This is a genomic window from Sphingopyxis lindanitolerans, assembly GCF_002993885.1.
GTDB lineage: Bacteria > Pseudomonadota > Alphaproteobacteria > Sphingomonadales > Sphingomonadaceae > Sphingopyxis > Sphingopyxis lindanitolerans.
Genome location: NZ_CM009578.1, coordinates 3965498 through 3989232, shown reverse-complemented (window position 1 = coordinate 3989232; position 23735 = coordinate 3965498). Strand labels below are relative to the sequence as shown.

The following is a 23735-nucleotide window of genomic DNA, read 5'->3' as shown; positions in this document are numbered from 1 at the left end:
CGACCGTTAACGCATCAATTCTGGGGCTGCGGCTTCGCGCAGCGCGTCGTATCGCCGCCCTTGCAGGCCGCGACATCGGCCTCCCACTGGATCCGCTCTTCGGCCGACAGCGCGGCCACGCGCGCCTTTTCGGCCTCATACGCCTCGGTTTCCTTGGCGAACTCGGAGTGCGTGGCAGCTTCCTGCTGGTCGCGCGCCGCGACTTCGGCTTCATAGGTCTGGGTTTCGGCCTTGGCCTTCGCCAGCTGGTCGGCGTTGAGCCGAGCCGTGTTCGAGCGCTCCTCCGCCGTCGTCCCGTCGGGATTGTTCTGCATCGCGGCCGCTTGGCCCGCGGCGAACAGCGCCATGGCCGCACTGGCCGTCAAAATCATCCTGATCATCGAAGCTCTCCTGTCCATCCAGACACACGCAGTCCAACGTTTTGCCCGGCTCGTCGTTCCCGACCGCACGGGTTTGACGCAGCGGCGCTGCGCTGGCGGCGATGGCGGGGCGACCATCGGCCGCGCCCGCCATCGCTGAACAGACGTTACCAGATCCGGGTGCGATCCGCGGGCTTCAGATAATATTTGGCGGCGGGCGTGACGTTGAACGCCTTGTACCAGGCATCGACGTTGCGCAGCGGCCCGATGATCCGCCAGCGGGCCGGGCTATGCTCGTTGCTCGCCACCTGCGTCTTGATCGCATCTTCGCGCGCCTTGTCGCGCCAGGCCTGCGCAAAGGCGAGGAAAAAGCGCTGGTCGCCGGTCAGCCCGTCGATCACCGGCGCGTCCTTGCCGCCCAGCGCGCGGTGATAGGCGTCATAGGCGACCTCCAGCCCCGCAAGATCGGCGATATTTTCCCCCATCGTCAGGTCGGGATTGATGAACGCGCCCGGCGCCGCCTCATAGGTCGCATATTGTGCGCCGAACCCCTTCGCTTGATCGTCGAAGCGCTTGGCGTCGGCCGTTGTCCACCAATCACGCACCGCGCCATTGGCATCAACCTTGCGCCCCTGGTCATCGAAGCCATGGCTGATCTCGTGCCCAATGACCGCCCCGATCGCCCCATAGTTGACGGCGTCGTCGACACTCTCGCTAAAATAGGGCGCCTGCAATATGCCAGCCGGGAACACGATCTTGTTTTCGAGGAACCCGTTATAGGCGTTGACCTCCTGCGGGTTCATCGCCCATTTCTTGCGGTCGACCGGCTTGTCGAGATCGGACAGCGCATAGGCATATTCGAACGCCGCGCTGCGCTTCACATTGCCATAGAGATCGGTCGGATCGACCTTGAGGCCCGAATAGTCGCGCCATTTGTCGGGATAACCGACCATGACGTCCATCTTGTCGAGCTTCGCAAGCGCCGCGGTTTTGGTTTCGGGCGCCATCCAGTCATTGTTGCGGATGCGGTCGCCCATCGACAGTTTCAGGTTCGCGACGAGCGTTTCCATCTTCGCCTTGGCACTCGCCGGGAAATATCGCTTCGCATATTCCTCGCCAACCAGTTCGCCGAGGCTGCCGTCGACGAGTTGCAGGCCGCGCTTCCAGCGCGGGCGTAGTTCGGACACGCCGCTCAGCGCCTTCGTATATTCAAAGCGGCTGTCGACCCAATCCTTCGACAGATAATTCGCCGCATTGTCGGCGACGTGAAATTCCTGCCACAGCTTGAGCGTGTCGAGCGGGGTCTTGGCATAGAGCGCCGCGATGTCGCGGATCGCGGTATTTTCGTTGACGATGATTCGCTTCTGCGGCCCGATGCTCGCGCCCGCGAACCAGGCGTTCCAGTCGAGTCCGGGCGCATAGGCGGCAAGTTCGATCGACGACATCGGATTGTTGATCTTGCCGATGTCGCGGCGGTCGGCGATCGCCCAGCTCGCCTTTGCAACCTCGGTCTCGAACGCCAGGATCGTGTCGGCTGCCTTTTCGGGCGCCGGATTGCCGATCATCTTCATCGTGCGAGCGACATAGGCGCGATAGGCGTCGCGTTGCGCCTTGAAGGCATCGTTCAGATAATAGTCGCGATCGGGAAGCCCGAGGCCACCTTGCCCGAGCCAGAGTATGTTCATCGTCGGATCGGCGCTGTCGGCATAGGGTCCGCCGCCAACGATCGAGGCGCCGAACGTGCCTTGCGACGCGCCCATGAAGCGCGCCATCTCGCCCCTGTCCTTGATCGCCTCTACCGTCGCGATGTCGGCCATCAGCGGCTTCGCGCCAAGCGCGTCGATGCGCGCTTCGTCCATGAAGCTGTGATAGAGGCCGCCAACCTGGCTGGTCGCCGCGGCGCCGGTGACGAGCTGGCGAAGCTGCCGCTGGGTCAGATTATAGACGTCGTAATCGACCCCCGCCGACGCCTGGTCGGCCGGAATCTCGGTGCGCGCGAACCAGCCGCCGTTGGCATATTTGTCGAAATCGTCGCCCGGATTGACCGATGTGTCGCGGGCGCCCAGATCGACGCCCCAAGTACCGAAGGTGAGCGCCTTGAGCGACCCGTCATCCGCCGCGGGCGCGGCGCCGCTGCCGTCCGCCTCGGCGAGCAGCGTCTTCGCGACGCCGTCACCCTTCGCCAAAGCCGGCGCCGCGGCCAACGCGGCCGCCAGCGCGAGGCCGGCGGCCCCTGCAAAAAAATTCTTCATTCCCCAGTCTCCTCACGCTCGCGCCGTCCCCTCGGGACGGCGGACATGGCCCAACTTGTCCGCCTACCGCACCGCGGGGTCAAGCGAACCGCCGGGCATTGGTCGAAGCCTTTGGGATGTTGGTGGAAAGCCTCCGCATTGCGACGCGCCGCCCGTCACCCTATCTAAGCGGCGAAGCAGCGCGAAACGGCCCCTTGCGCGTTTAGAACAAATCTGGAACATAGCCCTCCCATGAATCGCAGCCATATTTCCCGTCCGCATGGATGTTGCCAATGCTGACTCACATCAAAGTGCGCGGCGCGCGCGAGCATAATCTGAAGGGCGTCGACGTCGATCTGCCGCGCGATGCGCTGATCGTCATCACCGGGCTTTCGGGGTCGGGAAAATCGAGCCTCGCCTTCGACACTATTTATGCCGAGGGCCAGCGGCGCTATGTCGAGAGCCTGTCGGCCTATGCCCGCCAGTTCCTTGAGATGATGCAAAAGCCCGACGTCGAGCATATCGACGGCCTGTCGCCGGCGATCAGCATCGAGCAGAAGACGACGAGCCGCAACCCGCGTTCGACCGTCGCGACGGTGACCGAGATCTACGACTATATGCGCCTGCTGTGGGCGCGCGTCGGCATTCCCTACTCGCCGGCGACGGGGAAGCCGATCAGCGCGCAGACCGTCACCGACATGGTCGATCGCGTGATGGCGCTTCCCGAGGGCACCCGCGCCTATCTACTCGCCCCTGTCGTGCGCGGCCGCAAGGGCGAGTATAAGAAGGAACTCGCGCAGTGGCAGAAGGACGGCTTCACGCGCGTCCGCATCGACGGCGAATTTTACGAGATTGGCGAAGCGCCGACGCTCGACAAGAAATACAAGCACGACATCGAGGTCGTGGTCGACCGTATCGCGGTGCGCGAAGGGCTGGGCACCCGGCTCGCCGACAGCTTCGAGACCGCGCTCAAGCTTGCCGAGGGGCTCGCCTATATCGACCTCGCCGACGGCATCGTGCCGGGGCGCGAGGAAGAGGATAGCGGCGGCGCCCAGGACCAAAAGCTCAAGGGCGCGGGCATCCCCGCGAACCGCATCATCTTTTCCGAGAAATTCGCCTGCCCTGTCTCGGGCTTCACGATCGCCGAGATCGAACCGCGATTGTTCAGCTTCAACGCACCGCAGGGCGCCTGCCCCGCGTGCGACGGGCTTGGCGAACGGCAGGAATTCGACCCCGACCTGGTCGTCCCCAACCATGCGCTCAGCCTCAAGAAGGGCGCGGTCGTGCCCTGGGCCAAATCGAACCCGCCCTCGCCCTATTATATGCAGGTGCTCGAAAGCCTCGGTAAAGCCTTTGGCTTCGACCTGACGACGCCGTGGCAGGATCTGCCGGGCGAAGTGCAACTCGTCATCCTCTATGGCAGCGGCGGCAAGCCGGTCGAGCTGACCTTCAAGGACGGGCGTCGCAGCTATTCGACGCACAAGGCGTTCGAGGGTGTGATCGGCAACCTCAACCGCCGCCTGCTCCAGACCGAAAGCGCGTGGATGCGCGAAGAATTGAGCAAATATCAGACCGCGCAGCCGTGCGAGACGTGCCACGGCGCGCGGCTGCGACCCGAACCGCTCGCGGTGAAGATCGCGGGCGAGGATATCAGCCTGTCGGCGCAGCGATCGGTGGCGGACGCCCTTCTTTGGTTCAGCACGCTCGACGCGAAGCTGAACGACACGCAGCGTCAGATCGCCAAGGCGATCCTGAAAGAGATTAACGAGCGGCTCGGCTTCCTCAACAATGTCGGGCTCGATTACCTCAACCTCAACCGCACCTCGGGCACGCTGTCCGGCGGCGAGAGCCAGCGTATCCGCCTCGCCAGCCAGATCGGCAGCGGGCTGTCGGGCGTGCTCTACGTCCTCGACGAACCGAGCATCGGGCTTCACCAGCGCGACAACGACCGGCTGCTCGCGACGCTCAAGCGGCTGCGCGACCTCGGCAACACGGTGATCGTCGTCGAGCATGACGAGGATGCGATCCGCCACGCCGACTATGTCGTCGATATGGGTCCCGGCGCGGGCCTCCACGGCGGTGAAATCGTCGCCGAGGGCACGCTCGAACAGGTGTTGGCGAACAAGAATAGCCTAACCGCGGCGTATCTGACCGGCGCGAAGAAGATCGAGGTGCCGACGCATCGTCGCAAGGGTAATGGCTTCGACCTCGTGCTCAAGGGCGCGCGCGCGAACAACCTCCAGAATGTCACTGCGAAGATCCCGCTCGGCACCTTCACCTGCGTCACCGGCCTGTCGGGCAGCGGCAAGTCGAGCCTGATCATCGACACGCTCTACGCCAGCGCAGCGCGCATCCTCAACGGCGCACGCATGGTCGCGGGGCCGCACGACAGCCTCAAGGGGCTGGAGCATTGCGACAAGGTCATCGACATCGACCAGTCGCCGATCGGCCGCACCCCGCGCTCGAACCCCGCCACTTACACGGGCGCCTTCACGATCATCCGCGACTGGTTCGCGGGGCTGCCCGAAAGCCAGGCGCGCGGCTACAAGCCCGGGCGTTTCAGTTTCAACGTCAAGGGCGGGCGCTGCGAAACCTGCACCGGCGATGGGCTGATCAAGATCGAGATGCACTTCCTGCCCGACGTCTATGTGACGTGCGAGACGTGCCACGGCAAACGCTACAACCGCGAAACGCTCGAGGTGAAGTTCAAGGGCCACAGCATCGCCGATGTGCTCGACATGACGGTCGAGGACGCGGCCGAGTTCTTCAAGGCGGTACCCGCGATCCGCGACAAGATGGCGATGCTCGTTCGCGTCGGGCTTGGCTATATCAAGGTCGGGCAGCAGGCGACGACCCTGTCGGGCGGCGAGGCGCAGCGGGTGAAGCTCGCCAAGGAATTGTCACGGCGCTCGACCGGGCAGACGCTCTATATCCTCGACGAGCCGACCACCGGCCTGCATTTCGAGGATGTCCGCAAATTGCTCGAAGTGCTCCAGGCGCTCGTCGACCAGGGCAATAGCGTCGTGGTGATCGAGCATAATCTCGACGTCATCAAGACCGCCGACTGGATCGTCGACCTCGGCCCCGAAGGCGGGGTCAAGGGCGGCGAGATCGTCGCCGCGGGAACCCCCGAGCAGGTGGTGAAGGAAAAACGCAGCTTCACCGGCCAGTATCTGGCGCCCTTGCTAGGGAAAACGGCGGCCAATCAAGCGAAGGGCTGATCGATCGACGGCGGCGGCTCGCTGAACCACTTTGGTCCCGTCTCGGTCATATGAAAGCAATCCTCGATGCGGATGCCGAACGCGCCGGGAATATAGAGGCCGGGTTCGTTCGAAAAGCACATGCCGGGCGCCAGCTTCGTCGTTTCGCCATGCACCAGGTTCACCGGCTCGTGCCCGTCAAGGCCGATGCCATGGCCGGTGCGATGCGAGGTGCCCGGAAGCCGATAGCCCGGCCCCCAGCCGAGATTCTGGTAAAAGGCGCGCACCGCGTCGTCGACCTGCCCCGCCGGTGTGCCGAGCTTCGCCGCGGCGAAGGCGACATCCTGCCCCTTGCGCATCTCGTCCCACACCTGCCGCTGGCGCGGGGACGCCTTGCCATAGACGAAGGTCCGCGAAATGTCGGACTGATAGCCGTGCACCGTCGCGCCGCAATCCATCAGCACGACCTCGCCATTCCGCACCGTCTGCGGCTTGCCTGACCCATGCGGATAGGCGCTCGCCTCGCCGAGCAGGATCAGCTCGAACTCGCTGTTGCCGCCGAGCGCGACGGTCGCGGCGCGCATGATCGCGCCGATGTCGGCGGGCGTCATCCCCGCCTCGATGCGCGGCGCGGTGTGGCGATAGGCGGCGACGGTGATGTCGTTGGCGATCTGCATCAGCGCGATTTCGGCCGCCGACTTGTGCATCCGGCAGCCGCGCACGACTGGCGCGCCGTTGACCACCGTCGCGCTCGGCATCCCCTTTTGCAAGCCGTCGACAGCGAAATAACGCACCGTCTCCTCGACCCCGATCCGTCCCTTGGCGAGCCCGCGCTTGCCGAGCCAGGCCGCGACCGCCGCGAGCGGATTTTCATCCTCGTTCCAGGTCAACACCTCGGCCGAAACGCCCAGCGTTTCGCGCACCGACGGTTCCTCAAAGAAAGGCGTGACGATCGCAATCTCACCCTCGCGGGTCAGCACCGCGGCGGTCAGCCGCTCGCTCCGCCACCATTCGACCCCGGTGAAATAGATCAGGCTCGACCCCGGCTCGATCAGCAGCGCCCCGATATCGTTTGCGCGCATCAACTCCTTCGCCTTGGCGATCCGCGTTCTACGCTCGTCCGTCCCGATCGGCACCGCCTTGGCGGCGAGGTTGGGGAGGTTCGCGGTGTCCGCTGCGAACACGGAGGCAGGCAAGGTCGCAGCGATCCCGCTGAGCGCTGCCGTACCGAGGAAATGCCTACGCTGCATCGTCAATCGTCCGTCAGTTTCGGGGCGTCATCGGGATCGATTGGATGTCAGGCGGCGCATCCTTAAATTCGCGCTCCAACTCTTCGAAGTAACGTTTCTCATATTGGTTGAAAAGATCGCCGCAAAGGCGGCGGGCGGTCCGCATACCGGGCGTACGGGGCTCTGTCGCAACCTCCGCCCATGACAGCCCATCGGCAACGCACATCAGCTTCTCGAAGTCGCGCGCGCTCGCGTAAGACGGGTCAGCAAAATAGACTAACAATCGCCCACGCCGCGTCGCGACGACCGATGCGGTTCGGCTATCGTCGATCAAGGGTATTGCCCATTTCACACCGTCACCGGCTTCCATGATTTTGGTCGAAGCCGCAACGGCATCGAAGGGCCTGTAGACCCACCGTTTCGGCCGAATTTCCCGGAACAGCGAGACGTTTATCTTGCCATCCGAAGTCCTGCCTTCAACGGTATAATCCGGTTTCGCCTTGCGGGTCTTCCATTCGTCCAGCATGGCCAGTTGTTCAGTCGTCGGCGGCTGACAATCGACGCCCGACATGGACATGCCCACCCAGATCATCCCCGGCGCTACCGGCCCGCCCGGAAGCCGGTCCCATTGGATTTCCATTCGGCACACGTCGATCTTGCCGTTGCGCTGCTCGATCCGGCCATGATTATAATCGTCGAGCGTTGCATAATGGCCGTAGGGCCTCGCGTAGAACACGCCCTTGCTGGGTGTTACCGCGCCAATAACGACCCACGGGCGCGAAGAGTCGGCAGGAAACATGCTATAACTGCCAACCTGCGGCTGATATTTGGCGTCGCGTGCCTCTTCCGTCGCTCTTTTCCGAAGCAAGTCGACGATATAGCGATCGGATTGCTTCAGACTTTCGTAATCGGTCCCGCCTGGAATAGGCAGCGTGATGACCTCACGCTCCACATAGGCAGCGGGCTCCTTGGCCGCGCAACCCGCAATCGGAAACGCGAGGGTCGCACCAGCGACCACCGCAAGACATCGTCTCCCCCTCAGCATCGCCATCCCCCTTATCGATAAATCAGCAAATCCCCAATCTCATCGCGCCATCCCGCCTCGTCGGGCAGCGCCAGGGCGTCGAGGTCGCCCGGCGCCGCGCCCGCATCGTCGACCCATAGGCGCAAATCCGGCCCGCCGTTGATCACGTCGATCGCGAGCACATCGTCGGTATATTCATATTGGAAATCCGTGCCGCGCCAGATCGGATAATCGGGATAGAGGCTGCGGATCGCCTTGAACCCCAGCGCCTGCACCCGCCACGGGCGGAACGCCGCGTGATCGTACCACGCCCCCTCGGCATGGATATGGACACCGTTGTTGAGCTGCCCGGCATGCTTGTGAAAGGTCGGCTGGAACCAGATATCGCGGAGCTTGCACCCCGCGAGCCATTCGGGCGCGATCCGGTGCATTTCGGCGATCACCGCCTTGGCGTCGATGTCGGGCGCGCCAAACAGTTCGAGCGGGCGCGTCGTTCCCCTGCCCTCGCTCAAGGTCGCGCCCTCGACCATCACGGTCCCCGCATAGGCGCGCGCCATATTGACGTTCGCGGCATTGGGGCTGGGGTTGATCCAGACGCGGTCGGTGGGCCAGCCGAAGCCGGGGCCATCGGGCTGCCACCCTTCCATCCCGATCACGCGATAGTCGACGTCGAGGCCGAAATGGCGGAGGAACCAATGCCCCATCTCGCCCATCGTCAGCCCGTGACGCATCGCCATCGGCCCCGCGCCGACGAAGCTTTCCCAACCGGCGCGCAGCCGCGTCCCTTCGACCGGACGCCCCGCCGGGTTCGGCCGGTCGAGCACCCACACCGCCTTGCCATGCGCCGCCGCGGCTTCGAGGATGTAGAGCAGGGTCGTGACATAGGTGTAGATGCGGCAGCCAAGATCCTGAAGGTCGACGAGCATCACGTCGAAACTGTGCATCGACTGGCCGCTCGGCCGCCGCACCTCTCCATAGAGGCTGAACACCGGCATGCCATAGGTCGGATCGGTGAAGTCGGGCGACTCCATCATATTGTCCTGAAGGTCGCCGCGCACGCCGTGCTGCGGGCCGAACACCGCGCTGAGATTCACCCCCGCCGCGACGAGCGCGTCGAGGCTGTGCGTCAGGTCGGCAGTGACCGAGGCCGGATGCGCGAGCAACGCGACGCGCTTTCCCTCCAGCGGAGCGCGAAGCGCGGGATCGGCGAGCAGGCGGTCGATGCCGAACAGGATCGTCATGCCGCGTCGGGTGCCCCAAGTGTCACCCTAAAGCAATCGGGATGATGGAAGTCGGGCTTTCCGGGCGGATGGCATAGTGCCCAATAGCTTTTGGCGCCGTCGACCTCCTCGATCACCGCCGACAGCGCGAGCTTCGAGCCCTTGTCGGGGAAAATCCCCGGCTCGATGCGCAGCGCATAGCTATCAGCGCTCCGCTCGGCCTCCATCCGCCAAGGGGCAAGCTGGTCGGCGCGCAGCAGCGAGCGATAATCGTCGAACTGGTAACAGGCCCAGCGGCCGTCGGGGGCATAGTTGAACTCGGTATAGTCGGGCTGGCCTTCTTCGGTCAGGAAAGCCTCGAAGCAGGTACTCTGCCAAAGCCCGTCGGCCCCGCTGTCGGCGATGACCAGTTCGCCCTCACCTCGCGGCAGCACGATCGCGCCAATCTCTCCATCGACGACGAAGTTCAAGGCGAAGCCATCATCGAACGACAACTCCACTTGGACCACGATCGACCGCACGGCCCTTGCAGGCGTGTCGGGGTGGCAGATCAGTTCCCTGCACATGCTATCCAAATCGCAAACCTCATGCTAAGCGCCCGGCCGCCATGACCAACCATAAATCCGACCTGCTGCGCCTGCTCGACGAGCGAGGCTATATCCATCAGATGACCGATGCGGAAGGGCTCGATGCGCTCGCCGCGAAGCAGGTCGTCCCGGGATATATCGGTTTCGACGCGACCGCGCCGAGCCTGCACGTCGGCAGCCTCGTCCAGATCATGATGCTGCGCCGCCTGCAACAGACGGGGCACAAGCCCGTCGTGCTGATGGGCGGCGGCACGACGAGGATCGGCGACCCCACGGGGCGCGACGAAAGCCGCAAGATGCTGTCGGACGAGACGATCGCCGCGAACATCGCGTCGATCTTCAGCATCTTCCAGCATTTCCTGACCTTTGGCGACGGTCCGACCGATGCGGTGATGGTCGACAACCAGGACTGGCTCGGCAAGCTGGGCTATATCGAATTGCTCCAGGAAGTCGGCACCCATTTCACGATCAACCGCATGATGACCTTCGATTCGGTCAAGCTGCGGCTCGATCGCGAACAGCCGATGACCTTCCTCGAATTCAACTATATGATCCTCCAGGGATACGACTTCCGCCACCTGTCGAAGGAGCGCGGCGTGCGGCTTCAGATGGGCGGGTCGGACCAGTGGGGCAACATCGTCAACGGAATGGAGCTTGGCCGCCGGATGGACGGCGCGGACCTCTATGGTTTGACGACTCCGCTGCTGACGACGGCGGCGGGTGCCAAAATGGGCAAGACCGCGGCGGGCGCCGTGTGGCTCAATTCGGGACAGCTGCCTCATTTCGATTACTGGCAATATTGGCGCAACTGCGACGACCGCGACGTCGGCAAGTTCCTGAAGCTGTTCACCGACCTGCCGCTCGACGAGATCGCGCGCCTCGAAGCGCTCGAAGGCGCCGAGATCAACGAGGCGAAGAAGATCCTCGCGAACGAGGCGACCGCGCTGTGCCGCGGCGCCGACGCCGCAAAGACTGCCGCCGAGACTGCGACGCAAACCTTTGAAAAGGGGCAGATTGGTGGAGATCTGCCGCAGGCGAACGCGGGCGCCGATGGCATCACGATCGTCGATGCGCTGCGCGAACTCGGCTTCGCGGCGTCGAACAAGGAAGCGCGGCGCAAGCTCGACGAGGGCGCGGTCAGGATCGACGGGGCCGTGATCCGCGATCCGCAATATCGGATTCAGCCCGTCGACACCGATGTTCCGGTCAGCCTGGGATCGAAGAAACACGGCCTCGTGACCCGCTGATGCGGCAAAGAGCATTTACCGATTCTTCAGCAATCGCGTAGAACGATCTGTCGCAAACCACAAAGGTCCGGGACGTATGCGTAAGATTGACACCAGCAAGGCCCATTATGTCGGGCTCGACCAGCGAATTGCCCCGCGTAGCGACGTCTATTGTCGGCTGCCGTTCGTGCTGCCCGACGGGCGGCAGGAAATGTGCACCTGCGTCAATATCAGCGCCGACGGCCTGCTGATGCGCTATGAACGCGGGCTGGAGATCGGCGACCTCGTCGTCTTCCGCATGCCGATCATCGGACGCACAGCGGCAAAGGTGATCTGGTCGCTCGGCGGCAAAACCGGCGTGCAATTCGAAAAATCGATCGCCGCCGAGGATTATCTGCCGATGATCCGCGCGATGGGCGCGCGCGCGGATGTGAACTGAAACCCGGGTTGAACGCATAAGCCGACCCCCCCTCCCGCTTGCGGGAGGGGCAGCGGGACTTGCGAGCTCGCTCGTTAGTCGCAGCGGGGTGGGCACCTGAAACGGTGCTGGCCCACCCCCAACCCCTCCCGCCTGCGGGAGGGGAGTCCTTTATCCACTCCGCAGCAACGGCACCGCCGCATCGCGTTCGAACAGATAGAGACAGAGGCGCACCGCCTCGCCGCGCACCCCCTCCATGCCGCCGTCGCGTTCGACGAACAGCCGCGCGTCGTCGTGCGCCACCGGTAACAGGCGCACCAATTGTTCAGGCGTCGCTACGCGATAGTCGGCGTCGCCCGATTGCTTGAGCCCCAGCAATTCGCCGCCGCCGCGCAATTCCAAATCCTTTTCGGCGATCACGAAGCCATCGTTCGTCTCGCGCATCAGCGCCAGCCGTTCGCGCGCGGTTTGGGAGAGAGACTGCGAGCGGAGCAGCAGGCATACCGACTTCGCCGCGCCGCGCCCGACGCGGCCGCGCAATTGGTGGAGCTGCGCCAGCCCGAAATTCTCCGCATGTTCGACGATCATCAGGCTCGCGGCGGGAACGTCGACCCCGACCTCGATCACCGTCGTCGCGACCAGAACGCCGATCTCGCCCGCCTGGAAGCGCGCCATGACGTCATCCTTCTCGGCCCCCTTCATCCGCCCGTGGACCAGCCCGACGCGATGCTCGCCGAGCCGCGCGCGAAGCAGCGCCGCGCGCTCCTCCGCCGCGGCGAGTTCGCTCCCCTCGCTCTCGGCGACGAGCGGACACACCCAATAGGCTTGCGCGCCCGCCGAAAGATGACGGTCCAGCGAGCCCACCACTTCATCGAGCCGTTCGATCGAGACGACGCGCGTATCGACCGGGGTCCGCCCCGGCGGCATCTCGTCGATCTGCGACACGTCCATCTCGCCATGATTGGCAAGCTGGAGCGTGCGCGGGATCGGGGTCGCGGTCATCACCAGCAGGTGCGGGGGCCGGTTGGCCTTCGCGGTCAGCATCAGCCGCTGCGCGACGCCGAAGCGGTGCTGCTCATCGACGACGACGAGCGACAGATCGCGATACGCCACCGCTTGCTGAAAGATCGCGTGCGTCCCGACCAATATGTCGATGCTGCCGTCGGCAAGGCCCATTAGCGTCGATTCGCGGGCCTTCCCCTTGTCGCGCCCGGTCAGGATCGCGAGATTCACCGGCAAGCCGCCGAGCATGCGCTGCAGGGTCGCGAAATGCTGGCGCGCCAATATTTCAGTCGGCGCGAGCAGCGCCGCCTGCGTTCCCGCCTCGACCGCCGCCAGCATGGCGCGCAGCGCGACGAGCGTCTTTCCCGAACCGACATCGCCTTGCAACATGCGCAGCATCGGTCGGTCCTGCGCCATGTCGCCGGCGATCTCGCGCCCGACGCGTTCCTGCGCGCCGGTCAGCCCGAACGGCAGTTGCAGCGCGCCGGTGAGCCGCCCATCGCCGACGATCGCCCTGCCCTTGCGCGCGCGCAGCCCTTCGCGGATCAGCATCAGCGCGACCTGGCTGGCGAAAATCTCGTCATAGGCGAGCCGGTCGCGCGCCGCCTCGTCGCGCGGGCTGGCATGCGCGCGCTCGATCGCCTCGCGCCACGACGGCCAGCCGCGACTCGCGAGCAAGGGCGCGTCGATCCATTCGTCAAGCTCGGGCCGTCGTTCGAGCGCGATCGCGCCAAGTTGCGACAACCGCGCGTTGGTCAGGCCCTCGGTCAGCGGATAGACGGGCTCATGCTCGGCGATCCCCGCCTCGTCTCCCGGTTCGGCAACATGGTCGGGATGGACGATCTGGCGCATGTCGCCATAAAGGTCGAGCCGCCCCGACACGCGCCGCGTCTCGCCGAGCGGAAACAGCTTACGCGCCAGCCCCGACGTCCGCCCGAAATAGACGAGCCGGACATGATCGCCCGCTCGGTCGAACGCCTCGACCCCGAAGGGCGCACGCGGGCTGCGGCCGGAGCGATAATCCTGCGCCGTCAGTTCGACGATGATCGTCTGCCCCGCCTGCGCCTCGTCGAGCCGCTCGACTGGAATGCGCGAGATCAGCCCGGTCGGCAGATGGAACAGCACATCGACGACGCGCTCGAGCCCCAGCCGCGTCAGCGGCTTGGCAAGCTGCGGTCCGACGCCCTTGAGGTCGGTCAGCGCGGCAAAGAGCGGGTTGAGGATTTCGGGTCGCATGGCTAGGGCGTGTCTAGCCTCGAACCCCTCGTTTTGCCCAGCCCCTCATCTCCGTTCGCGTCGAGCGAAGTCGAGATGCCCATCTGTGTAGCGCGAGGCCGATGGGTGTCTCGACTTCGCTCGACACGAACGGAACGGGACGATGTTCATGACTGCTCAAGAAGAACCGCCATGCAAGACCGCCTGAAACGCCTGAAATTCCGCGCCTGGCACCGCGGCACGCGCGAGGCCGATTATATGATCGGCGGTTTCTTCGACCGTTATGCGGGCGAATGGGGCGAGGAAGATGTCGCGTGGTACGAATTGGTGGTCGAGGAGGATGACGTCGATATCATGGCCTGGGCGCTTGGCACCGGCTATCCGCCCGCGCATCTCGACAAGCCCGAATTGATCGCCGCGATGCGCCGGCTGGACTATATCCCGCTGCCATGACCCGCCCCGCCGCCGACATTTTCGCCGCCATCGCGTTGGCCTCGGCGCCGCTGACGCTGGCACGCACCGCCGACGGCTTTCTGCCGCTGCTGCTCGCCGACCTGGCGCGCGCGAGCGACAAGAGGCTTGTCTATGTCGCGACCGACGATACGGCGATGCAGGCGATCGCCGACGCCGCCCCCTTCTTTGCGCCCGACCTGATCGTCCACCGCTTTCCCGCGTGGGACTGCCTGCCCTACGATCGCGCCGGGCCGTCGATGCGGGTCAGTGCCGACCGGCTCGCGGCGCTGTCGGCCTTGCAGGCGCCCGCAAGGCGCGGCGAGCTGATCCTCACCACCGTCGCCGCGATCACCCAGCGCACGCTGACCCCGTTTCGCATTCGCCAGCTCGCGACGACACTCGCCGCGGGGCAGCGGATCGACCGCGATGCGCTCGCCGAGCTGCTCGTTTCGAACGGCTTCAGCCGCGTCGATACCGTCGCCGACCAGGGCGAGTTCGCGGTACGCGGCGGCATCCTCGACCTGTTTCCCGCCGGTGAGGACAACGGCCTGCGCGTCGATTTCTTCGGCGACGAGATCGAGAGTATCCGCCGCTTCGATCCCGCCGACCAGCGCAGCCTTGGTCCCGCCAAGGCCCTGCAACTGTTGCCCGCCGCCGAGACTTTGCTCGACGAAGCGACGATCAAACGTTTCCGGTCGAGCTACCGTGAAATCTTCGGCGCGCAGGCGACCGGCGATCCGCTCTATCAGGCGGTCAGCGAGGGCCGTCGTCAGGCCGGCATGGACCATTGGCTGCCGTTGTTCGAGGAGCGATTGGCGACCCTGTTCGACCATATCGATCCCGCGACGCCGGTGCTGCGCGGCCACCGCAGCGACGCCACCGCCGAAACGCGCTTTGCCGCGATTACCGACTATCATGCCAACCGTGTCGCCGCGGCGCAGGAGCAGGCAGGCAGCTATCGCCCGCTGAAGCCCGAAGCCCTCTATCTGACCGAGGAGGAATGGGCCGCGGCGCAGGCGCGTCCGGTGCATGTCGTCACCCCGTTCGACGTTCCACCCGCCGCGTCGGTCATCGACCTCGAAACATTCGCCGCGCGCGATTTCACGCCCGAACGCACCGCCGACCTGAACGTTTATGACAAGGTCGCCGACCATCTGTCGGACGAACGCCGCAAGGGGCGCCGGACGATCATCGCCAGCTATTCGGGCGGCGCGCGTGACCGCTTGTCGGGGCTGCTGCGCGATCATGGCGTCACCTCGCTCGCGCCGACGGCAAGCTGGCAGGACGCGCTCGGTACCGCGTCGACCGAAAGCGGCGGCGCGACCGCAATGGTCGTCCTCCCCCTCGATCACGGCTTTGCTTCCGACGCGATCAGCCTGCTCACCGAACAGGATATTCTCGGCGAACGTCTCGTGCGCCGCCAGAAGCGCCGCAAGAGCGCCGATGCCTTTCTCGCCGAGCTGGCGACGCTCAGCGTCGGCGACCTTGTCGTCCACCTCGACCATGGCATCGGCCGCTACGAGGGGCTGACCTCGATCCCGGTCGGCGACAGCCCGCATGATTGCGTCGCGCTCACCTATTCGGGCGGTGACAAGCTCTATGTGCCGGTCGAAAACCTCGACGTCCTTTCACGCTACGGCGGCGAGAGCGAGGGTGTCGGGCTCGACAAGCTCGGCGGCGAAGCGTGGCAGCGGCGCAAGGCGCGGATGAAGGAGCGCATCCGCGAAATCGCGGGCGAACTGCTCAGCACCGCGGCGCAGCGCGCCCTGCGTTCGGGCGAACTGCTCGCCGCCGACGCCGCCTACCCCGCCTTTGCCGACCGCTTCCCCTATCAGGAAACCGACGACCAGGACCGCGCGATCGGCGACGTGCTCGCCGACATGGCGTCGGGTAAGCCCATGGACCGGCTCGTCTGCGGCGACGTCGGTTTCGGCAAGACCGAGGTCGCCTTGCGCGCTGCTTTCGTCGCGGCGATGGCGGGGGTGCAGGTCGCACTCGTCTGTCCGACTACCCTGCTCGCGCGCCAGCATTTCACCAATTTCGTCGAGCGCTTCAAAGGCTTCCCGGTCAATATCGGCCGCCTGTCGCGCCTCGTCCCCGCCGCTGAAGCCCAGCGAACGCGCGATGGCCTCGCCAGCGGCCAGATCGACATCGTCGTCGGCACCCATGCCGTGATCGCCAAATCGGTCGAGTTCAAGGCCCTCGGCCTCGTCATCGTCGACGAGGAACAGCGCTTCGGCGTCGTCCACAAGGAACGGTTGAAGCAGCTCAAGACCGACGTCCATGTGCTGACGCTGACCGCGACCCCGATCCCGCGCACGCTCCAGATGGCGATGTCGGGGCTGCGCGAACTCAGCGTGATCCAGACCCCGCCGGTCGATCGCCTTGCCGTGCGCACCTATGTCGCGCCGTGGGACCCCGTCGTCATCCGCGAGGCGCTGCTGCGCGAGCATGATCGCGGCGGACAAAGCTTCTTCGTCGTGCCGCGGATCAAAGACCTCCCCGACATCGAGGAATATCTGCGCGCGCGCGTGCCCGAAATCAAATATGTCGTCGCCCATGGCCAGATGACCCCGACCGAGGTCGAGGATCGGATGAGCGCATTCTATGACCGCAAATATGACGTGCTGCTGTCGACGACGATCGTCGAAAGCGGGCTGGACATTCCGAGCGCCAACACGCTGATCATCCACCGCGCCGACCGCTTCGGCCTCGCGCAGCTCTATCAACTGCGCGGCCGCGTCGGGCGCGCGAAGACGCGCGCCTATGCCTATCTCTCGACCCCCGAGCATGGCGCGATCACCGACACCGCCGAAAAACGGCTCAAGCTGCTCGGCGACCTCGACACATTGGGCGCTGGGTTCCAGCTCGCGAGCCACGATCTCAACATTCGCGGCGCGGGCAATCTCGTCGGCGACGAGCAGTCGGGGCATATCCGCGAGGTCGGCTTCGAACTTTACCAGTCGATGCTCGAAGAGGCCATCCTCGTCGCCAAGGCCGAAGGCATGGGCGCCGCGCCGCCGCGCGAAGCCTTGTCGCCCGTCATCACCGTCGACGCGCCGATCCTGATCCCGGAGGATTATGTCCCCGACCTGCCGCTGCGCATGGCGCTCTATCGCCGCCTCAACGACGCCGGGGACCGCGCCGGTCTCGACGCCTTCGCCGCCGAGATGATCGACCGCTTCGGCCCGCTGCCGCCCGAGACCGCGAACCTGATCCAGCTCATGGAAATCAAGGCGAATGCCAAAATGGCGGGAATTGCCAAGCTCGACGTCGGCACCAAGGGCGCACTAGTATCGTTCCACGGCGACCAGTTCGCTAATGTCCCCGGCCTGATCGCCTATGTCGAACGATTGAAAGGCCGCGCCCGCCTCCGCCCCGACAACAAGCTGTCGATCAGCGGCGACTGGGCCAGCACCGGCGCGCGGCTGAACGGCGCGCTGCAATTGTCGAAGGGGCTTGGGAAGCTGGCGAAGCAGGCCGGGTAACTCGTCGCCCCCGCGAAGGCGGGGGCCGCAATCGGCATAGCGCGATGTCGCTGGCGGCCTCCGCCTTCGCGGGGGCGACGCTTACTCCATCAACTCCGGCAGCTCATCCCCCGGCACCGGCCCCGACTTCAAAAACCCCTGCCAGGTCGCGACCCCCAGCTCCTTCAGCCGCGCAAGCTGGGCCTCCTTCTCGATCCCCTCCGCCACCACCAGCAGCCCCAGCGCGCGCGCCAGGTCGACGATCGCGCGCACGACGATGCGGTCGCGGTCGCTGCCGTCAAGGCTGCGGGTGAAGCCGCTGTCGATCTTGAGATAGTCGATCGGCAGCCGCGCGAGCAGCGACAGGCTGGAATAGCCGGTGCCGAAATCGTCGATCGCGATCGCCGACCCCAGCGCGCGGATCTGGGCCAGCTGCGCCGCCGCATTCGCCGGCTCGCTGAGCATCGCCTGTTCGGTGAGTTCGAGCGTCAGCCGGTCGGGATCGACCCCCGCCTGCTTCGCCATCATCGCGAAGCGATCGGCAAATTCGGGATCACCAAGGTCGGCGGCGGTGATGTTCAGCGACACGCGCAGCCCGGCGAGCGCCTTCGGCCAGGCCGCGATCTCGGCGAGCGCGACACGGTGCGCATGTTCGGTGAGCTCGCGTTCGAGCCGCGCCGCGCGCGCCGCGGTCACCAGCGGCCCGGCACCGAGCAGCCCGAGTTCGGGATGCTGCCAGCGCAGCAGCGCCTCGACCCCGGTCATCGTGCCGGTGGCGACATCATATTGAGGCTGATAATGGAGCACGACTTCGCCGCGCGACAGCGCCGACATCACCATCGCGCCGTCGCGCGCCGACGCGGGGCGCGACAATTGATCGCTCGCGGCACGCAGTTGCTCGGCGATCGGCTCGTCGCGCGTAACCAGTGCCGCCGCGATGCGGATCGACAAGCGTCCATTGGGATCGCCGACCATCGGTTCGGCGAGCGCGACATGCAGCGCGCGTTCCTGGGCCCGCAACGCGCCGAGCGACAGCGGCACCGCGGGAACGATCAGAAAGCGCGGTCCGTCGAGGCGCTCGACGCAGCTCCCATGGCCAAACTCGTCGCCAGCGAAACTCTCGAGCCGTCGCCCGATCTCGTCGAGCACGGCATCGCCAGCAGCGGTGCCGGCGCTGTTGTTGATCCGCGCCATCTGGTCGACCTGGACCAGCATGACGCCCGCATCGGCATCGTGCCGGTCATGCAGGCTTTCAAGCGTCCGGACACTGCCGGAAAGGGAGTCGGGAACGCGATTCATCGCGCCCCCTTATCAGGCTTTTCTTGCCAAGCCCTTCCCTTTTGCACCAGTATCGGGGGATGGTTCCATTTTCACCTGCGCCCGCCACCACGTCTTCGGATGCGCGCATGATCGATGGCCTCGGTCGCCGGATCGACTATCTGCGCCTGTCGGTCACCGACCGCTGCGACCTCAGATGCCGCTATTGCATGGCGGAGGACATGAATTTCCTGCCCAGATCGGCGGTTCTGAGTATCGAGGAGATGAGCGAGCTTGCGACCCGCTTCGTCGCGCGCGGCATACGGCGCATCCGCCTGACCGGCGGTGAACCGCTGGTGCGGCGCGGGATCGACGTGCTGGCGATGCGGCTCGGTGCCTTGATCGGGCACGGGCTCGACGAGCTGACGCTGACCACCAATGCGATGCGGCTCGCCGAACATGCACCGATGCTCGCGGCGGCGGGGGTGCGGCGGATCAACGTCAGCCTCGACACGCTCGACAGCGAGGCCTTTCGCCACATCACCCGCGTCGGCGACCTCGCCGTCGCGCTGCGCGGGGTCGAGGCGGCGCGCGAGGCCGGACTGGCGGTCAAGATCAACATGGTCGCGCTCGCCGGGCTCAACGAGGATCAGCTGCTGCCGATGCTCGATTATTGCGGCACCCGTGGCTTCGACCTGACGCTGATCGAGACGATGCCGCTCGGCGAGATCGCCGACGATCGCAGCGACCATTATATTCCGCTCCACCAGTTCATCGCGCCGCTCCGCGCCGAGCGCGCGATCTTTCCTATCGACAAGCGCACCGGAGGCCCGGCGCGCTATTTCGCGGTCGAAGGCAGCTCTGTCGCCCTCGGCCTCATCACGCCGCTCAGCGACAATTTCTGCGCGACATGCAACCGCATCCGCCTGACCGTCGAGGGGCGCATCTATATGTGCCTCGGCCAGGATGATCATGTCGACCTGCGCACGCGCTTGCGCGAAGGCGGCGACGTCGATGGCTTGATTGATGCGGCATTGGCTGGCAAACCCCGCGCGCACGACTTTCATATCGAACGAAAGTCCAGACCATCGGTCGCGCGTCATATGAGTGCAACGGGCGGCTGACACGCCGCCCCATGATTTGAAGGCACGGGGGAGCCGGACCAATATGCATCGCAAGATCGCGCTTGTCGCATCGAATGCGCCCGCGGGGCTGGAGGCCGAGGCCGAACTGCGCCCGCTCTACGACTTCGTCGATCTTGCCGAGGCCGACATGCTGATCGCGCTCGGCGGCGACGGTTTCCTGCTCCACATGCTGCACCAGCTGCTCGACCAGCGGCGCAGCCTGCCGGTGTTCGGGATGAACCGCGGCACCATCGGTTTCCTGATGAACGAATTCCGCGTCGAGGGACTGCTCGACCGCGTCACCGCGGCGCGGCCTTTCCTGATCCACCCGCTGTCGGGCGACATCACGACGATCAGCGGCGAGCGTCACATCCTCCCCGCGATCAACGAAATCTCGCTGCTGCGCGAAACGCGCCAGGCCGCAAAGCTCGAGGTGATGATCAACGAAAAGACGATGCTCGAGGAATTGGCGTGCGACGGCGTGCTCGTGTCGACCCCCGCCGGATCGACCGCCTATAACCTGTCCGCCAACGGTCCGATCCTGCCGCTCGATTCGGCGATGCTCGCGCTGACTCCAATCAGCCCGTTCCGCCCGCGACGCTGGCGCGGCGCGCTGGTCCCCGAATCGACGAGCATCCGTTTCAACGTCCGCGAAGCCGCGAAACGCCCGGTCAGCGCGGTCGCCGACCAGCGCGAAATCCGCGATGTGAAGACGGTTCTCGTCACCACCGACCGCAGCCGCCCGCTGACTTTGCTGTTCGATCCCGACCAGGGCCTCGACGAACGCATCGCGATGGAACAATTTATCGTTTGAGGGCTTGATTAATCCTGCGACCGACGGCAAAGGGACCGCCTTGCCCGCTTCGGCGGCGTGTTCCTCGGTAGCTCAGCGGTAGAGCAGTCGACTGTTAATCGACCGGTCGTAGGTTCGAATCCTACCCGGGGAGCCATTTCTTTTCAGACGTACGAAGGGCTACGCCAAAGCACTCTAGCTTTGCGCGACATTCGCCAGCCTTTGCGCCCCTATTTCGGGGCAGCGATGAGAAGAGCCAAAACTCTTATCGCAGAGCAAAATATCGGATGTCGCCTCGACACTGCAACGGGAAAAACGCTTTCGCGTAGGCTGGCGTAGAAATACAAGCCACAGCGTTTCCAAGCGCACTTATGGGTGCAGTAGCGCAACCCTGTGCCCTTTCAGGCTACACTAGCTTAGCTTTCTGAGCTAGCAAAGCCGATGAACGACGATCTGCTGCCCGATGCACTCGAAACGGGAGCGCCGTCCAAGAAGGCGGCGTGATCGAAAGATGAGAGTCTGCTGATCCCGGCAACTCTCGAACTCAGTCCAACACCATGTGGCAAACGGCTCGCCGCATCGCGAGCCTTGCACGAAGCATTTGTTAACCGGGCTCGATCACGGTTGTATCGTTGCGAAAAGCGAGGGGGCACAATAGCGGCATCTGCCGCGCGACCGGAGAGTCGAGTGCTTGAAAATCAGAGATTTCGTCCGGCGTCTGTGCAAGACCCGATAGGCGAGCAATTGACGCTGGATGATCTGCCACCACCCAACACGACGCGCTGGGTAAGTCGCCGCAAGGCGCAGGTTGTCGCGGCGGTCGAAGGCGGCCTGCTGACCGCCGATGATGCCTGTTGGCGCTATCGCATGAGTCATGAGGAACTCGCGACCTGGCAACGAATGTTCGAACGGGTCGGCGTGCCGGGATTGCGCGCGACGCGGGTTCAGCACTACCGCGAGCGATTTATGGATTAGAAGCGTTCGGCGCTACGCTTCGGGCGTCGCCTCGCTCGATTTACAGCGTCCGGCGCATCCTCGTCACGGGTGGTCCGATCGGGACTCCTTGCACCGCCACATTGCAGCTAGTCCAAGATGGGGGTGGTTGAAAATGCAGGAGTGCAAATGTGAACGCCGTTTCGACACCGCATGGTGCCCCTCCTGGCGCTCGCGACTTCCCGCCGGACCTGCCCGCGACCCCGCCCGGCGATGTCGCCTTGAGCCTCCAGTTTTTCCGGGCTGGCATCATGTCGCTGATGCGGCTGCAACTGGCGTTCGAGCGCGGGGACCGGATGGGCGCCATGGAAACGATCGACCGCCTTCATGCGCTCGATGCCGAAGCTGAGCGGGTGTTGATGGACCTGCCCGGCGGTACGGATGATCCGCGGCACCGGACAATCGCCAAAACTCTCCGGGATGAGAAGATGGCGATCGCTTTCGAAAAACTCGCTCTTGCAAGCGGAATCGGCGGACCGGACATTGCCTCGCCGCCATCATTTTTGCGGCAGCGGGATCATCACTCGATTGATATCGACAACCTCCATATCGACGACGGTTCGCCGATCGGCGCGCGGCTATTCGCGACAACCCGTCGATATGGCGCGCGCGCCGCCTTGTTGCTGGTCATTGGGGCGGGGACCATCGCGATGGTGATGGCATTTTGATAGCGACGCCGTCCGACGCCACAAGGTCGAACAGCGAACGGTGCCGCCGTGCGCGATATCCCCTTCGGCAACGGTGTCACCTTTCAGGGTCGCAACGCTTCTGGCAAGAATGCGGGCAAGTTTTCCTTAATCTTTGCGAACGAAGAACATTGCATGTGGCCGGCCTCGCGCATCTGGTGGAATCGATTTACCACCGCTGGGGAAGCGGCGACCGATGATGGCAGGGCGATGTTGCGGACCCGCTATGGCGCACTGAAGCGTCAGATTCCTTTCATTTATGCGATATCGCTCGCCATCGCTCGCCAATTTTTCGGGATTCCATTTCGCAACGTCGCGAGAGTGGCAATCATCGCTTTGGCCGGGCGGTTTGCTGATCGCCTTCATGCTTGCACGGCTTTTGTATTGAATGAAGCGAGAGCCTCGCGATCTCTCACCGGAAGCAATATTGGCGAAGGTCCGGCCCATGCCGTTCATTGCAGCCATGTTGAGCCCGGCTTTCGCCATCTGGGGGCTCATCGTCTTCGAATTCGGGCGGTCGGCCTGTTCAATCATCGTTGTGCCCGTATCCGACAAGGAGATCGTCCGATGAAGCCATGGCTGACACACATAGCAGGCGTGCTTGCCATAACCGGTTCGTCGTTCGGTTGTCCCGCACCGGGGTTCGGACAGACAGCGCCACCAACCGCGTCAGAGTTGCGTGACGGAAGCCATGATTTGGATTGGGAAGTCGGAAGCTGGACGACGCAGTTGCGATATCTTCCCGAACCCCTGACCGGGTCGACGCGGTGGGTTGAATATCGCGGCGCCAGCGAGGTTCGGGCATTGCTGGGCGGCCGCGCCAATCTTGTCGAACTTTCGGTCGAAGGGCCATCCGGTAAGATCGAGGGGCTCTCGCTTCGGCTCTACAATCCCAAGGCACGGCAATGGACGCTCAACTTCGCGAATGTCCGTAGCGGGCTCCTTACGTCGCCGGTTACCGGCACATTCGACGAAAAAGGTCGCGGCGTTTTCTACTGCGTGGATAGCGTCAATGATCGTACCGTCCTTGTTCGCTTCTTGATCTCGGAAATCAGGCCGAACTCCGTGCGCTTTGAACAAGCGTTTTCGGCCGATGCCGGGGCGACCTGGGAAACAAACTGGATCGCGGTAGATAGTCGGCGCTAACGGGTAAAGCCTGCACGTTTCCGGGTGACGCTCGACGGTTTGGCACCAGACGCCGATCAATGCATCGATTTCGATGCAGCCGGCAAGGTGACCCGCGATCGTACG

The 23735-nt window shown here is 64.6% G+C and carries 18 protein-coding genes and 1 tRNA gene; 11 read left to right on the top strand and 8 right to left on the bottom strand.

Annotation, left to right across the window (positions count from 1 at the left end):
* Positions 1-14: 14 nt before the first annotated feature.
* Complete coding sequence (locus CVO77_RS18855) at positions 15-380, bottom strand: hypothetical protein (protein ID WP_146130911.1); 366 nt, start codon at positions 378-380, stop codon at positions 15-17.
* A 146-nt stretch (positions 381-526) separates the two neighbouring features.
* On the bottom strand, positions 527-2611 hold the full coding sequence (locus tag CVO77_RS18850) for a M13 family metallopeptidase (protein ID WP_106000391.1): 2085 nt from the start codon (positions 2609-2611) through the stop codon (positions 527-529).
* Between the two features lie 272 nt (positions 2612-2883).
* On the opposite strand from CVO77_RS18850, the gene uvrA reads away from it, so the two are divergent.
* A complete protein-coding gene (gene uvrA, locus CVO77_RS18845) occupies positions 2884-5811 on the top strand; it encodes an excinuclease ABC subunit UvrA (RefSeq protein WP_106000390.1) in 2928 nt (975 codons plus the stop codon).
* On the opposite strand, the gene CVO77_RS18840 is transcribed toward uvrA, so the two are convergent.
* From CVO77_RS18840 to CVO77_RS18825, 4 genes are read right to left on the bottom strand one after another with little or no spacing between them, the layout of a single operon-like run.
* On the bottom strand, positions 5796-7040 hold the full coding sequence (locus CVO77_RS18840; protein WP_106000389.1) for a M24 family metallopeptidase: 1245 nt from the start codon (positions 7038-7040) through the stop codon (positions 5796-5798). The genes uvrA and CVO77_RS18840 overlap by 16 nt on opposite strands.
* Before the next feature lie 13 nt (positions 7041-7053).
* Positions 7054-8070: a hypothetical protein gene (locus tag CVO77_RS18835; protein WP_146130910.1), complete on the bottom strand. Its 1017-nt coding sequence runs from the start codon at positions 8068-8070 to the stop codon at positions 7054-7056.
* 5 nt (positions 8071-8075) lie between these two features.
* Entirely contained in the window at positions 8076-9278 is a 1203-nt protein-coding gene (locus CVO77_RS18830; protein ID WP_106000947.1) for an exo-beta-N-acetylmuramidase NamZ family protein, read from the bottom strand.
* A 2-nt stretch (positions 9279-9280) separates the two neighbouring features.
* Positions 9281-9829: a DOMON-like domain-containing protein gene (locus tag CVO77_RS18825; RefSeq protein ID WP_106000387.1), complete on the bottom strand. Its 549-nt coding sequence runs from the start codon at positions 9827-9829 to the stop codon at positions 9281-9283.
* Positions 9830-9870: 41 nt separating this feature from the next.
* On the opposite strand from CVO77_RS18825, the gene tyrS reads away from it, so the two are divergent.
* Together tyrS and CVO77_RS18815 are read left to right on the top strand one after the other, a co-directional pair.
* Positions 9871-11097 (top strand): tyrosine--tRNA ligase, encoded by a 1227-nt coding sequence (tyrS, locus tag CVO77_RS18820; protein WP_106000386.1) that lies wholly within the window; start codon positions 9871-9873, stop codon positions 11095-11097.
* A gap of 76 nt (positions 11098-11173) precedes the next feature.
* Positions 11174-11515 (top strand): PilZ domain-containing protein, encoded by a 342-nt coding sequence (locus CVO77_RS18815; protein ID WP_106000385.1) that lies wholly within the window; start codon positions 11174-11176, stop codon positions 11513-11515.
* 150 nt (positions 11516-11665) lie between these two features.
* On the opposite strand, the gene recG is transcribed toward CVO77_RS18815, so the two are convergent.
* Positions 11666-13732 carry an ATP-dependent DNA helicase RecG gene (recG, locus tag CVO77_RS18810; protein WP_106000384.1) on the bottom strand — a complete coding sequence of 689 codons (2067 nt, stop codon included), beginning with the start codon at positions 13730-13732 and terminating at the stop codon, positions 11666-11668.
* A gap of 171 nt (positions 13733-13903) precedes the next feature.
* On the opposite strand from recG, the gene CVO77_RS18805 reads away from it, so the two are divergent.
* Together CVO77_RS18805 and mfd are read left to right on the top strand one after the other, a co-directional pair.
* Positions 13904-14164: a succinate dehydrogenase assembly factor 2 gene (locus CVO77_RS18805; protein WP_106000383.1), complete on the top strand. Its 261-nt coding sequence runs from the start codon at positions 13904-13906 to the stop codon at positions 14162-14164.
* Positions 14161-17652 carry a transcription-repair coupling factor gene (gene mfd, locus CVO77_RS18800; RefSeq protein WP_106000382.1) on the top strand — a complete coding sequence of 1164 codons (3492 nt, stop codon included), beginning with the start codon at positions 14161-14163 and terminating at the stop codon, positions 17650-17652. Before CVO77_RS18805 ends, mfd begins: the two co-directional genes overlap by 4 nt.
* Positions 17653-17733: 81 nt before the next feature.
* On the opposite strand, the gene CVO77_RS18795 is transcribed toward mfd, so the two are convergent.
* Positions 17734-18930 (bottom strand): GGDEF domain-containing phosphodiesterase, encoded by a 1197-nt coding sequence (locus tag CVO77_RS18795; RefSeq protein ID WP_106000381.1) that lies wholly within the window; start codon positions 18928-18930, stop codon positions 17734-17736.
* A gap of 107 nt (positions 18931-19037) precedes the next feature.
* Between CVO77_RS18795 and moaA the strand changes: the two genes are divergently transcribed.
* The 6 genes from moaA (at position 19038) to CVO77_RS21095 (ending at position 23630) form a co-directional block, all read left to right on the top strand.
* Positions 19038-20012 carry a GTP 3',8-cyclase MoaA gene (gene moaA / locus CVO77_RS18790; RefSeq protein ID WP_106000380.1) on the top strand — a complete coding sequence of 325 codons (975 nt, stop codon included), beginning with the start codon at positions 19038-19040 and terminating at the stop codon, positions 20010-20012.
* Positions 20013-20055: 43 nt separating this feature from the next.
* Entirely contained in the window at positions 20056-20826 is a 771-nt protein-coding gene (locus tag CVO77_RS18785; protein WP_106000379.1) for an NAD kinase, read from the top strand.
* Positions 20827-20887: 61 nt separating this feature from the next.
* Positions 20888-20962: transfer RNA gene (locus CVO77_RS18780), tRNA-Asn, on the top strand.
* 530 nt (positions 20963-21492) lie between these two features.
* Positions 21493-21780, top strand: a complete 288-nt coding sequence (gene sciP / locus CVO77_RS18775) for a CtrA inhibitor SciP (RefSeq protein ID WP_106000378.1) — start codon at positions 21493-21495, stop codon at positions 21778-21780.
* A 149-nt stretch (positions 21781-21929) separates the two neighbouring features.
* Positions 21930-22466: a hypothetical protein gene (locus CVO77_RS18770; protein WP_146130909.1), complete on the top strand. Its 537-nt coding sequence runs from the start codon at positions 21930-21932 to the stop codon at positions 22464-22466.
* Positions 22467-22514: 48 nt separating this feature from the next.
* Positions 22515-23630 (top strand): hypothetical protein, encoded by a 1116-nt coding sequence (locus CVO77_RS21095; protein ID WP_146130908.1) that lies wholly within the window; start codon positions 22515-22517, stop codon positions 23628-23630.
* Positions 23631-23735 lie beyond the last annotated feature (105 nt).